10 protein-coding genes are annotated in these 12,756 nt (G+C 58.9%); all 10 read right to left on the reverse strand.

The features are described from left to right. Window positions 1–23 precede the first annotated feature (23 nt). On the reverse strand, window positions 24–866 hold the full coding sequence (locus HQL98_01045; protein MBF0270648.1) for a class I SAM-dependent methyltransferase: 843 nt from the start codon (window positions 864–866) through the stop codon (window positions 24–26). A gap of 138 nt (window positions 867–1,004) precedes the next feature. After that, window positions 1,005–2,195: an MFS transporter gene (locus tag HQL98_01050; GenBank protein MBF0270649.1), complete on the reverse strand. Its 1,191-nt coding sequence runs from the start codon at window positions 2,193–2,195 to the stop codon at window positions 1,005–1,007. Window positions 2,196–2,235: 40 nt separating this feature from the next. Further along, a complete protein-coding gene (gene chrA / locus HQL98_01055) occupies window positions 2,236–3,579 on the reverse strand; it encodes a chromate efflux transporter (protein ID MBF0270650.1) in 1,344 nt (447 codons plus the stop codon). Beyond that, window positions 3,572–4,462 (reverse strand): chromate resistance protein, encoded by an 891-nt coding sequence (locus HQL98_01060; GenBank protein MBF0270651.1) that lies wholly within the window; start codon window positions 4,460–4,462, stop codon window positions 3,572–3,574. The genes chrA and HQL98_01060 overlap by 8 nt, the downstream gene beginning before the upstream one ends. Window positions 4,463–4,821: 359 nt before the next feature. Continuing rightward, window positions 4,822–5,724 (reverse strand): polyphosphate kinase 2, encoded by a 903-nt coding sequence (ppk2, locus tag HQL98_01065; protein MBF0270652.1) that lies wholly within the window; start codon window positions 5,722–5,724, stop codon window positions 4,822–4,824. A gap of 117 nt (window positions 5,725–5,841) precedes the next feature. Continuing rightward, complete coding sequence (locus HQL98_01070; protein ID MBF0270653.1) at window positions 5,842–6,885, reverse strand: inorganic phosphate transporter; 1,044 nt, start codon at window positions 6,883–6,885, stop codon at window positions 5,842–5,844. A 107-nt stretch (window positions 6,886–6,992) separates the two neighbouring features. Next, window positions 6,993–7,688 (reverse strand): DUF47 domain-containing protein, encoded by a 696-nt coding sequence (locus HQL98_01075; GenBank protein MBF0270654.1) that lies wholly within the window; start codon window positions 7,686–7,688, stop codon window positions 6,993–6,995. 50 nt (window positions 7,689–7,738) lie between these two features. Further along, window positions 7,739–8,386, reverse strand: coding sequence for a DUF47 family protein (locus HQL98_01080; protein ID MBF0270655.1), 648 nt, complete (start codon window positions 8,384–8,386; stop codon window positions 7,739–7,741). 714 nt (window positions 8,387–9,100) lie between these two features. Beyond that, window positions 9,101–10,558, reverse strand: a complete 1,458-nt coding sequence (locus HQL98_01085) for a sigma-54-dependent Fis family transcriptional regulator (protein MBF0270656.1) — start codon at window positions 10,556–10,558, stop codon at window positions 9,101–9,103. Continuing rightward, the gene (locus HQL98_01090) at window positions 10,559–12,733 is read right to left on the reverse strand and encodes a CHASE domain-containing protein (protein ID MBF0270657.1); all 2,175 of its coding nucleotides are present in this window, start codon (window positions 12,731–12,733) and stop codon (window positions 10,559–10,561) included. Window positions 12,734–12,756: the final 23 nt, after the last annotated feature.

Raw genomic sequence — 12,756 nt, forward strand, 5'->3', positions numbered from 1 at the left:
CGGCAGCGTGACGGGTGGTGGTGTCAGGGGGCGGAAGGGGCGGTCGGAGTCTGGGGCTTGACGCCGGAGACCGACCAGGACATCTGGTTGGTCCACACCGAGACGATATCCGTCAAACCCGCTTGTCGCAGCAGATTTTCCGCCTCCTCCCGACGGTAGTACAGGGCGATCTGGGGTAACATGTGATCGAAGGTGATCTGTTTCAGATGGCGCAGGGTGGTTTTGCGGAGCAGGTCGTGATAGGGCAGCCGTCCCCAACCCAGATGCAGCATGACCCACAGTACCACCGCCAGTCCCCACGACAGGTGATCCGTGATGCGGATCGGCAGCCGACTGAAGAGAAAACGGCGTACCGGATTGAACAGATGCACGATCCAGCCATTGTTTTCCCGGCCATAGAGCCACACCAGCACCCGGCCACCGGGTTTGGTGGCTTTGGTCATGTTGCGCACCGCCAGTTCGGGATTTTCCAGGTGGTGGATCACCCCGAGGCTGAAGGCGATGTCGAAGTGGTCCTGGAAGTCGATCTGATAGGCGCTCATCCAGCGCACATCCACCGGCACATCGGTCTTGGCGCGCAGGATGTCGCGGGCGAACGCCAAAGCACCTTCATCCACGTCGATGGCCACACCGGGACCGGCTCCTCTTTGGGTGGCCCACAGGGAGTTGCGTCCCATGCCGCAGCCCACATCCAGAAAAGAGGCCTCTTTCCAGAGTTCCCGGGGCAGGGCCGCAGTCCAGCCGTCGAACTGTTCCACATGGATGTCCAGCAGTTTCTTGAGCACATGGGAATAGCCGAAACGGTCCGGGGAGCCGGCGTGAATGTCGGGTGTGTTGCGCTGGGATGGATCGGATGGGTGGGTCATAGTGATCAATCAAGGGACAAGGGAAGAGAGTGGACCGGAAGCAGGGCAAAGATTTTCTTTGGCAATGCAAAGTGTTATCAGTCTACAGAGGCTGGGAGGGCGCGTCAAGTCCCGTTGCCGGGAGGAAGCGGGACGGCATCAGGCGTCGTCGGTGCCCCGCAGGGCGAACCACAGGGTGCCGGCCACGCCGAACCCGGTGGCGGCCCAGAGGTTGACGGCGGGTCCGAGTTGCCACAGATAGGCCCCGCCCAGAGCCCCCAGTGAGACGAACAGATCCCGCACCAGATAATAGGCCCCGAACGCGGCAGCCCGATGATCCGGGGGGGCGAGGTCGAGGATCAGGGCCTTGCGGGCCGGTTCGCCGAACTCTTTCAAGCCCCGCACCACGAAGGCCACCACCAGCATGCCAAAGGAGTCGGCGTGCAGCAGCATCAGGGGAAAGGCGGTGAAAAACAAAAAGGTGATCAAGACGAAGGGTTTTTTGCCGGTGCGATCGGCCATCCAGGCCACAGGCAGATAAATCAGCACGGCTGTGGCCATTTCGATGGAGGTGAGCAGGCCGAATTCCACCGCCGTGACCGGTTGGGCGATGTTTTTCATGCACCACACCACCACGAAGGCGTAGGGAATGTGTTCACAAAAGCGGATCAGGATATCCGAAACCAGCAGACGGCGCATGTTGGGGGTGAGCAGGGCGAGAATCTGGCCCGGCGCGGTGGGGGGCGTGGGTCCGGGACGGTCGTCGGGGATGAGCCGTTGCTGGGCGAAGAGTCCCATCAGGGCCAAAACCAGGGCCATGACAAAGGAGAGACGAATGCCGTCCACCTCCCCGAACCGGTCGATGCACACCCCTCCCATGATGGGGCCCAGGGCCATGGGAATCCGTTTGACCAAAGAGTGCATGGTCACGCCCATGGTGCGTTTGTTGGCCGGGAGTACTTTGGCGATCAATCCCATGCTGGCCGGAAGCGACAGGGAACTCCAGGCCAGGAAAAGGATGGCTCCCACCAATACCGCCTCCCAGCGGGGAATCAGGATCACCAGCAGATAGCCGCTCATGGCGGTCAGATTGATGATCAACAGGCTTTTGCGGATGCCGAAGTGTTCCGCCAGATAGCCGCCGGGCAGGGAGTAGAGGGCGGACAGGAGATTGTTCATGGCCCCGAGCAGGCCGATCACCCAGGGTCCGCCCCCCAGGGCCAGGAGATAGATGGGCAGAAACCGTTCCGCCATCCGTTCCCCCAACCCCACCAGAATCACCAACAGCAGCAGCCCCACGGTTTCGCGTTTCAGGGCCAGAAAGGTGAACAGGTGTCTGGAGCGGGTCATGGGAATGTCTGGATGGCTTCATGGAGTGATGGAATGAGACTCATCCAATGGTGAAGACCTGAATAAGTCCGATCACCATGCATACACCGATGACCCGCATGATGTCCAGCTTGAAGCGAAACAGGGCGATAAAGGCGGCGGCGGCGATCAGGGCCTGCAAGCCGGCGAAACCTCCGGAAAAAGGGGCGCCCTCGGTGGCATGGGGCCAAAGCACGTGCCAGGCGAAGAAAACCGCCAGATTGACCACCACTCCCACCACAGCGGCGGTGATGGCGGTGAGGGGCGCGGTGAACTTGAGGTCCCCGTGGGTGGCTTCGATCAGCGGCGCGCCCGCCAGGATGAAGAGATAAGAGGGCAGAAAGGTGAAAATGGTGGCCACCGTTGCCCCGGCCACACCGGCTACGAACAGGGCGTCGGCTCCGAACAGGGCCTTGGTCCAGCCGCCCACGAATCCCACGAAGGCCACCACCATGATCAAGGGACCGGGAGTGGTCTCTCCCAGGGCCAGTCCATCCACCATCTGGGCGCCGGTTAGCCAGCCGAAGGTTTCCACGCCGCCTTGATAGACATAAGGCAGCACCGCGTAGGCCCCCCCGAAGGTGACCAGGGCCGCCTTGGAGAAGAACAGTCCCATGTCGTGGAGGGTGGGGTTGGTCAGCAGGGCCATGATCCCGCCCCAGATGGCCAGAGAAACGACGATCATCACCCCCAATCGACCCGGTTTGAAACGCACGTGTTCGGGTTGGGGGGTGTCGTCATCCAGGAGGGCGGGGCCGTAATGCTTGCCCTGGGAGCCATGTCCCCCTCCGGCCTTGAAGGAGTCCGGGGCCAAGCGTCCCCCCACGGCTCCGAGTATGCCGGCAGCCAGCACGATCAGGGGAAAGGGCAGATGCATGACGAAGATCGCCAGAAACGACAGGATGGCCAGAGTCCACAACACCCGGTTTTTCAGGGTGCGGGAGCCGATGCGCCACGCGGCGAAGAGTACCACCGCCACCACCGCCGGCTTGATACCGAGGAAGATCCCCTGGACCCACTGCACCGTGCCGAAGGCGATGTACAGATAGGTGAGGGCGATCAGAATCAGCAGCGAGGGGAGTACGAACAAGGTGCCCGCCACGATGCCCCCCCAGGTGCGGTGGAGCAGCCAGCCGATGTAGATGGTGAGTTGCTGGGCTTCGGGGCCGGGGAGCAGCATGCAGAAATTGAGGGCATGCAGAAACCGGTGTTCAGAGATCCAGCGGCGTTTTTCCACCAGTTCCTGATGCATCACCGCGATCTGTCCGGCTGGACCGCCGAAACTGATGAATCCCAGTTTCAGCCAGTAGAGAAACGCCTCCCGGAATGAAGGATGGGGGGGGCGTTGTTGTGGGGTGTCAGCCATCGGCATGGTCCTCGTTGGAGAAAAAGAGATAAAAATCATCGAATATCGGGGTGCAGGCCGCCAGCAGGGCGTCGTCGTCCGGGATGCGGGTGCGCATGCTTTTGAGCAGCGCCTCCAATCCTCCCGCCTCCGGGTGGGCTCCTCCCACATCCAGGGCGTGGACCATGCGACCCAAGGCCATCAGAGCCGGATCGTTTTCCAGATCGAAGGCGGCCAGCAGGGTCTGGAAGGTGATCCGGTCGCAAACGTGGGAGAACTCGGCACCGTCGAAATCAAAGCCCACCGCCTCTGGCGGCGGAACCTGACCGCTTTGAAGCCAGAGAAAACGGGCCTGGGGATCGATGCAACGCCGGATCAGCCACGCCGAGGCCAGCCGGTCCACCCAAAGATGGGCGCGGGTGACCCAGAGTCGCCCCTGGAAGGCTTTCGCATCGCATCGGGGGATGGGGTTGTGGATCGGGTGGGGTTCGTCCGGGTGGAATCGTTTGAGGATGCGGCGTTCGAGGGCGGTCAAGGTGTCCAACATCCGGGATTGGGTCTCGTCCGGAAAAAAATCGATGGCGCTGAGTTCCTCGAAGCGCCGGCGGGCCAGTCGGGCGGCCCGTTTGAGGGGGGTGGATTCCAGCCGTTCCGGATCGATTCCCGCAATGGTGTCTTGCAAGACCAGATAATCCCCCTGGCGATTGAACAGGGCGCGCAATCCTGCGTGCTGGATGTCGGAATGGGGCTGAATGCCCACCAGTTCGGCCATGCCTCCGGCTGCCCGGGTGGCTTCCGCCACCCCGGTGAGCATGGTTTCCCGTTTTTCTCCGGAGGGGAGCAGATAGACCCCATCCCGGAGCATGGCCCCTCCCATGGATTTCAGGGCGCGCCAAGTGCGCATCCGTTCCGTGGCGTTGCGGGCGGGCAGACTGAAAATCAAAGCCACAAAGGGGACGGATTCGGCAGACACCTGACCAAGGCTCCTGAATGGGTAAATCAATTCGTATTGAACTTTACATCTTTGTAGAGATCATTGCAAGATTGATTGGGAATCCAATCAGGATGAGGCATTTTATAAATAAAGTAATATTTGTGAACGGAGAGCCTTCCTGGAGCCGATGGCCCCTCCCCCCTTCGGCTGGATGGGGGGAGGGGGTGTCTTCGGGCTGATTCAGCTTCCCCCAAGGCCTGGATGGCCATGGAGGAAGCTGAATCAGGGATGACTCCCGCTTGAGTCCGTTTCCGGATGGTGTGGCTGGATCAGTCGATGCCGATTTCCTCGAAGACCGTGCGTACCACGCGCTTGTCGTAGTCGAGGAGTTCCGGGTTTTTGCCCGTGTAAGGCAGGGTGCTGAGCAGGTATTTGATGGTGTTGATGCGGGCCTGCTTTTTATCGTTGGACTTGATGATGGTCCAGGGGCACTGCTCGGTGGAGGAGTAGAAGAAGGTATCCTCCTTGGCCTTGGTATACTCGTCCCACTTGTCTTGGGACTCTTTGTCCACGGGGGAGAGTTTCCACTGTTTGAGGGGATCGTCCTGGCGGCTGTTGAAGCGGCGCAGTTGCTCCTCTTTGCTCACCGAGAAATAGAATTTGTACAGGATGATCCCGGACGCCACCAGTTGGCGCTCGAATTCGGGCACGGTGCGCAGGAACTCTTTCACCTGGTCTTTGGTGCAGAAGCCCATGACCCGTTCCACGCCGGAACGGTTGTACCAGCTGCGGTCGAAGAGATGGATTTCACCGGCGGAGGGCAGGTGCTTGACGTAGCGTTGGAAATACCACTGGCTGCGTTCCTGGTCCGTGGGTTTTTCCAGGGCGATGACGTGGCATCCACGGGGATTGAGATGCTCGATGACCCGTTTGATGGTGCCGCCCTTGCCCGAGGCGTCACGACCTTCAAAGATTGCGATAATTTTGTGGCCGTTCTCTTTGACCCAGTTCTGCATCTTGACCAGCTCGATGTGGAGCGGGTTCATGATTTTCAGATACTCTTCTTCCGACAACTTTTTGAGCTTGGGTTGAGCGGACCGCTTGGCCTTCTGACTCCCGGTGCCCAGGACGATTTCTTTGTCGCGGGTACTTGAATGATGGCGGTTCTTGGTGGTGTCGTCGTTTTTTTTGGAGTCTTCAGGCTTCGTATTGGACATAGGGCGGTCTCCCATAAAAAGTGTGATTATTACCGGGCAGGTATTCTAGCATTCGATGGATGAATTATCCATGGCTTTTTTGTGGGAAAGGTGGAGGCGGGGAAACCCGCCTCCACCTTGGGGTGCTGCGGATCAATAAGCCAGGGTGGCGAAGACCCAGTAGGTGGCGGCGGAAACCAAGCCGGAACCCGGGATGGTGATCACCCAGGTGCTGACGATTTCCGAAGCCTTGGCCCAGCGGACCGCTTTGGGTTTGTCGGAGGTGCCCACACCCATGATCGCGGAGCTGGCGACGTGGGTGGTGGAGACCGGGGCGCCCCAGATGGCGGCGCCGAAGATCAACGTTCCGGCGGTGAGCTGCGCGGAGAAGGCATGCTGCGGACGCACCTTGTAGATACCGAAGCCGATGGTGCGCACGATGCGCCAGCCGCCGGACAGGATGCCGAGGGTGATGCATCCGGCGCAGGCGACGATCACCCAGGTGGGCACTTCGAATTTGGTCAGGGAGCCTCCCAGGACCATACACAGCGTGATGATACCCATGCTCTTTTGCGCGTCATTGGAGCCATGGGAGAAGGCCAGGCTGGCGGCGCTCAAGTATTGGAACCGCTTGAGCCAGGTATTGGCCTTGGGGGTGGCGCCGGTCAGCACGAAGCCCACCAGCTTGTTGAACAGGTAGCCGACGATGAATCCCAGAATCGGCGACAGAATCAGGGACAACACCACCTTGGCCACGCCACCCATCTTGCCAGTGGCGAAGAACTCTTTGAAGCCCCACAGCACGTGATCGGCGCCAGCGGCCACGATCACGGCACCCATCAATCCACCCACCAGGGCATGGGAGGACGAGGAGGGCAGACCCACCCACCAAGTGAGCAGGTTCCAGAAGATGGCGCCGAAGATGCCCCACAACAGCACGATGATGGAGATGTTGGGCGGCAGGTCTCCGATGCTGATGAATTTGCCGATGGTGTTGGCCACGGCGGTTCCGGCCAGCATGGGCCCGAGCATTTCAAAAATGGCCACCACGAGCACCGACTGGATCGGGGTCATGGCGCGGGAGGCGATGATGCTGCCGATGATGTTGGAGGCGTCGTGAAAACCGTTAGTGTAATCGAAAATGAGAACAACTACGATCGTTGTCCACATCAGGGTATGAATAAGACTGGTATCCATAGGACTCCGTTTTGATCCCTGGTGAGATGCGCTTCGATACTTGTGTTTTTGAGGAATCTTGACCGGGCCTCAAAGCCCTGGCTCCGGTCATTCCTTCAGGTTTTGGATCAGGCGACCTGGACCACGATGTCGTGGAGGACCTTGCCGGCATTTTTCATGTCGATGGCGGCATCCAGCAGATGACGATAGATTTCGCGACGCTTGAAGATGTCGAGCACATAGGCCATGGCTTGGGCTTCGGCGCCGGTCTGCTTGTCGTGCATCATCTGGACATACTTGTCACCCTGGAAGAGTTGGGCCAGGGCGGCACGGAAGATTTTTTCGATTTTCTTGCGGGCCTGTCCGACCAGTTGGGCATCCTTGTCGGAGTCGGCGGGGGAGGTGGAGAGCTTTTTGTAGCCGGCGCTCAGGTTTTCCACCGAGTTGCGCAGGGTGGCGGTCATGTCGGTGATGAAGGGGTCGGTCTTGATGTTGAGGGCATCCATCTCGGAGACGATGCTGTGGGCATGGCTCAGGATGCAGTCCACCGTGACATAAGCGCGGTAGATGTCTTCCCGGTCCATGGGGGTGGCGAAGGCGTTCTTCAGGACATCCAGATTGCGTTGACGCAGAACTTCGCTGTCCTGTTCCAGTTTCAGGATCTGGTCGGCGCGGGATTTGTTGCCGGTTTGCACATACTCTTCGAGCAGGGCGGCGGCCTGATTGGCCAGTTCACACTGTTCGAGGATCAGCCCGTAGAAGTTGGGCATGCGGGGAAAGACGCGATTGGTGAGCTTGGAAAACGTGGTGCTGGATCCAGACATGTTGAATTCTCCTGCAATTTGTTGATGGGGTTGCTTGTGAATGGTTTTTTTTAAGACACGACCGAGTTCATGGGTGCCCTTCTCATGAAGAAGATGGCCAGCCATGCCGCGATCTCTTCCGCCTTGTTGGCGGGTTCGTCCACCTTTTCCGCAAAGCGGCGCAGGTGGATTTTTTGGGCCAGAGGAATGGACTCGATGGAGAAGATCGCCTTGATCAACCCCATGGCCCGTTTGTCGGCCTCCTTTTCGTAGAAGGCCACCTTGCTTAAATATTCTCCCACTTTTTCCGTTTCGTGGAAAAAGACGTGTCCGGCTTCCACGCAGGTCTCCACGGCCATGGAGACCGATTGACACAGATCTGTGAAAAGAGGGTGCAACAGGGACGGAATTTCCGGGTTTTCGGCCTCGAACTCCTGGAGATTCTTCACCAGAAGTCGTTGCAGTCGGCTCAGTTGTTCCAGCAGTTGCAACACGTCCCCGCGCAACTCCGGCACAATCGGTTGCGCACGCAATTGGGCTTCGATGAACCGGCTCAAAGTATCCAATTCCCGTTCGTGATGAATCAGAAGTTGCAAACGGGATTGAAAACGAGAACCATTCGTATTTTCTGCCAGATAAAGTCCCACACCCGCCCGAAACAGAATATTGGCCTCGGAGAGTAGATTGAGGAACTCCTCGATTTGCTTCTCCAGGTTCATGGTCTTTCCAAAAAGGAGGAAAGATTGATTGGGCATCATGTTTGACTCTCTCGTTGGTGCATCTAACTGGGTAGCAAAACCCGATCGCTTATGATCTTCTATAGTACAAGAAGCGGGCCATAGTGGATTTTTAGGATTAAATTGTTTGTTTACAATGGGTTGAGAGTCTATTTTCCGGATTTTTATTTTTTTGGGAGGGTGCAGCAAAAGCTGCATTTGGAGTGTGTTCCCAAACACGGAGCGGTCTGTTATCGGAAGTCCGATTGGCTGGGCGGGGCGGGTGCAGCAAAATGCTCTACCCGGTGATCGGTGCGAATTGGCGTGATTGCTTGATGTTAAGGGGGGGTGAGGCGATTTGTGTCAATGGGCGCGTATCCTGTTTGCAATGGGTGCAGCAAATTGTTATAGTGCAGCCAATGCTGCACCCATTGCCGGCATGTTGCAGCATGGTGAATATATTGGTATGAAGACATATTTGATGTTTCGTATATATTGGTTTAACGGATCGTTAACGGTGAATATTTCAGTGTGTTAATTTTATTATATTAGAATATTCTGATTAACCAAGGGTCGTTTCTTCCCGAAAGTCACCCAAAAAGGGGAGGATCCGCTGGGGGCTGGAAAATTTTCCCCCTGGTAATGAAGGAAATCGAGAACTTTTGTTGGCGGCGTGTATGATGGAACGACGCAATAGCAGCAAAAGCTGCACCCCCCCTATTCCAGGTCGAGGGCCGATTGTTTCGAGCGCATATTGATGAGTCGTCGATTCAGGGACTGGCGGGTGATGCCCAGCAGGGTGGCCGCGATGCCCTGATTGTTGTTGGCCCGTCGCATGGCCTCCATCACCATGGCGTCGATCCCCTCCTTGAGGGGCGGAAACGGACCGGAGGAGAACATTCCGGCCAACGGGGTGGCGGTTTCGTTGGGGCTGCGTTCCGGAAGTGTGCCGGTGGGCTGGTTGTTGGCCCGGATCGCCTGGTGAAAGCTCTCCATGGAGAGGGTGGGACTGCCGGGATGTCGGGCCACGGCGTCGAACACCAAAGCCCGCAATTCCCGCACGTTGCCGGGAAAATGATGGGTCGCCAACAAGGTCAGCAACTGGGGCGGGGTGTTGGGCACGGCCTTGTTCATGGCCCGGGCGGCGTCCTGGGTGAAAAAGCCCAGCAGCAGCGGAATGTCTTCGGGCCGCTCCCGCAAGGGGGGAATCTCCACCCGGTGGGATGTCAGGCGGTAATACAGATCCTGCCGGAACTCGCCACTGGCGATCATTTTGCGCAGATCGTTGTTGGTGGCCGCCACAATGCGGGCGCTGCTCAACTTGGGCACGTCCGAGCCCAAAGGGTAGTAGCTTTGCTCTTGCAGCAGTCTCAGCAGCTTCACCTGGGAGGCAGGTTTGAGATCGCCGATTTCATCGAGAAACAAGGTGCCCCCCGCCGCCCGCGTCACCAAGCCTTCCCGGTTGGTGTCGGCTCCGGAAAAGGCCCCTTTGCGATGGCCGAACAGGGTATCGGAAAACAGCGTGTCGTCGAGTCCGGCCACGTTCAGGGAGATGAATCCCCCGGCCCGACCGCTGACCCGATGGACCGCTTCCGCCAGCAATCCTTTGCCGACTCCGGTTTCTCCGGTGATCAGAATGGTTTCGCCGCTGCCGGCCACCGCCTCGATGTATTGAAAGATGCCCCGCATCTGGCTGGAGTTGGTGAGAATGCGGCTGAAGGCCTCTTTCTGGTTGAGTCCGCCGTGAATCAGATAGCTTTTCAGGGCGTGGACCTCCTGGCGGAGCATGAAGGTATCCACGGCGCGGCGCACGCTGGTGACGAAGCGGGTTCGTTCCACCGGTTTCACCAGATAGTCGAACGCCCCTTCCCGCATGCAGGCCACGGCGGTTTCCACCTCCTGGGAGGCGGTGACCACCACCACCGGTACCTCGGGAAAATGGCGGATGATCTCCGGCAGCAGTTCGATGCCGGACAGATGGGGCATGAAGAGATCCAAGATCACGGTCATGGCCTTTTGGCGCAGCATCAGGGGCATGAGGTCGCGGCTGTCTTGCACCGTGACCACCTCCTTGAAGCCCGATCCACGCAGAAACAGGCTCAGGCTGTCAAGGACGTGTTCCTCGTCGTCCACGAGGAAGACCGGGGGCATGCCGGAGAGTGGACCTTCTTGCATTCAGCAGTCTCCCACGCAGGGCAGATGGATGAAGACCGTGGTGCCGCTGTCCACCTCGGACTCGAAGCGCAGTCGGCCACCATGATTCTTGATGATCGAGGCGGAAATGGAAAGTCCCAAACCGGTTCCTCCCCGTTCCAGACGGGTGGTGAAAAAGGGTTCGGTGATTTTTTCCAGATAGGTGGGATGAATCCCCCGACCGTGATCCCGCACGATCAGTACCACCTCATGGCCCGATTCGTCCAGGGTGGCTTCCAGATGGACCGCCCGGTTCCGGTCCGGCAGGGATTGCAGGGCGTTGACGATCACGTTGATCAGCACCTGTTCCAGTTGCCGGGCATTGCCCATGACCGGAGGCAGATGGGGCGGAATGTGGGAGATGAACCGTTCCGTGTGTTTCTGGATGGTGTTGTTGAGCAGCAGCAGAGTCCCTTGAGTCAACTGGTGGAGGTCCACGGGCTGCTTGTCCATCCCCGTATCGTCCCGGGCGAGGTTTTTGAGCAGTTCGACGATTTTCTTGATCCGTTCGGTATTTTCCAGGATCCAGCCGATGATGCGGGGGATTTTTTCCCCCATTTCGGAGTAGGGCAGGCCAGAAATGGCGAACTCCCCGTTTTCGCGGAAGTATTCGTCCAGGATCGGCTTGACCGTATTCCAGGCGTCGGCCAGCAAGGAGGCGTTGTAGTAGATGGAGTTGTTGGGATTGTTGATTTCGTGGGCCACGCCGGCGGCCATGAGACCCAACGAGGCGAGACGGGCATTTTTGGCCGCTTGTTCCTGAAGCATTTTGTTGTCGGAGATGTCGGTGGCCACCACCATGGCGGAGGTGATGCCGGTCTCTTCGTTCAGGGGGACGATGCGCACCTCCCACCATCGATCATTCCTGGCCCGGTGGTGGAAGTGGTTGGTCTCGTGCAGATCGAAGGCCCGTTCCAGAGCCTGGAGGTACTCCTTACGGAACTCCGGCGAAGCCGCCCGCAACGGATCCGCGGGATCCGACTCTCCGGACGCGGGCAGACGATTCACCAGCAACGGTCGTCCCTTCCGGTCCACCAGACGGATGATGTCCGGCGAACGGTGAAACAGCACGCTCAACAGCCGTTCCGATTTTTCCAGTTGTTGGGCCATGTCGGTACGGATGGCCAGATCGGTCTTGATGCGCAGCAGATAGTGGGTCAACAGCCAGGTGAGCAGAATGCCGGTCATCAGGGTAACCCAGTCACCATGGATGAACCATTCGGCGGAACGGAAATGGCTGGTCTGGGAACAGGTGATCGACCAGTGCTGATTGCCCAGACGGGTGGTGGCGGACAGCTTGGGATCCGGCTGTGTGAGCCAGCGTTGCCAATCCTCGGGATGGTGGAAGGTGAAGCTGGAGTCGGTGAGACGGGAGGCGTAAAAGTGCAAAAAACGTTCGGCCTCGGAGGCCTGGTCGTCGAGGATCATGCACTCCACGCCCCGGGGTTCCAGCATGGAGATGGCCTCTTCGGCCAGATTGGCAAACTGGAACACCCCGATGATGTAACCTTTCAGACCGTGATGGCGTTCCAGAACCGTGGCCAGTGCCACGTTGGGCTGATAGACCGGCTGGGCGGCGAGAAAACCGAGACGGTGGGGATTGTCCGGGGAGAGGGGAATGCGACCGCTGACCACCATGCGGCCTGTGTCTCTGGCTTCTTCCAGGAGCTTGCGTCGCGTGGGATCGGAATAGTGGTCCAGGCCGACGTGTGTCATGGCTCCATCGGATGGCTCCTGAAAGTGGATCCGGGCCTGTTCGTCGCCGTTGGATCCGGGGGCCGGCTCCATGGGAACCCATTGCAGGGATTCGATTTCCGGATAACGGGAGCGGATCAGGTTCGCCACCTGCTGGAAGGTCGGCTCCTGAATCCCGGGGGAGGACAGAAACAGATCGTTGAGTTCATGAATGGCGCCCAGGGCCGATTCCAGCCCTTTGCGCACCGCCCGGTGACGGTCCTGGGCGACCCATTCAAACTCCTGTTTCAGATGATGGGTGATTTGCGCCCGTACCCCGAAAAAGGTCACCACGGAAAACAGCAGTCCGGAGGTGGCCACCAGCAGAATCATGCTGTGGGTGCGCAGAAACGGATCCCTTTTTGGCCATTGGGCGGGAAGAGGATCCGGGGAGGGCGGTTGGAAAGAGGGAACAGGGTTCATGGTGTCCGTGGGAGTGGTCTGGA

This window comes from Magnetococcales bacterium, assembly GCA_015231755.1.
Classification (GTDB): domain Bacteria; phylum Pseudomonadota; class Magnetococcia; order Magnetococcales; family Magnetaquicoccaceae; genus Magnetaquiglobus.

What these genes read in the sequence shown, in the direction of transcription:
- HQL98_01045 (MBF0270648.1), bottom strand. Translation starts at nt 866, where the DNA reads ATGACCCACCCATCCGATCCATCCCAGCGCAACACACCCGACATTCAC.
- HQL98_01050 (MBF0270649.1), bottom strand. Translation starts at nt 2,195, where the DNA reads ATGACCCGCTCCAGACACCTGTTCACCTTTCTGGCCCTGAAACGCGAA.
- chrA (MBF0270650.1), bottom strand. Translation starts at nt 3,579, where the DNA reads ATGGCTGACACCCCACAACAACGCCCCCCCCATCCTTCATTCCGGGAG.
- HQL98_01060 (MBF0270651.1), bottom strand. Translation starts at nt 4,462, where the DNA reads ATGCGCACTTGGCGCGCCCTGAAATCCATGGGAGGGGCCATGCTCCGG.
- ppk2 (MBF0270652.1), bottom strand. Translation starts at nt 5,724, where the DNA reads ATGGGAGACCGCCCTATGTCCAATACGAAGCCTGAAGACTCCAAAAAA.
- HQL98_01070 (MBF0270653.1), bottom strand. Translation starts at nt 6,885, where the DNA reads ATGGATACCAGTCTTATTCATACCCTGATGTGGACAACGATCGTAGTT.
- HQL98_01075 (MBF0270654.1), bottom strand. Translation starts at nt 7,688, where the DNA reads ATGTCTGGATCCAGCACCACGTTTTCCAAGCTCACCAATCGCGTCTTT.
- HQL98_01080 (MBF0270655.1), bottom strand. Translation starts at nt 8,386, where the DNA reads ATGAACCTGGAGAAGCAAATCGAGGAGTTCCTCAATCTACTCTCCGAG.
- HQL98_01085 (MBF0270656.1), bottom strand. Translation starts at nt 10,558, where the DNA reads ATGCAAGAAGGTCCACTCTCCGGCATGCCCCCGGTCTTCCTCGTGGAC.
- HQL98_01090 (MBF0270657.1), bottom strand. Translation starts at nt 12,733, where the DNA reads ATGAACCCTGTTCCCTCTTTCCAACCGCCCTCCCCGGATCCTCTTCCC.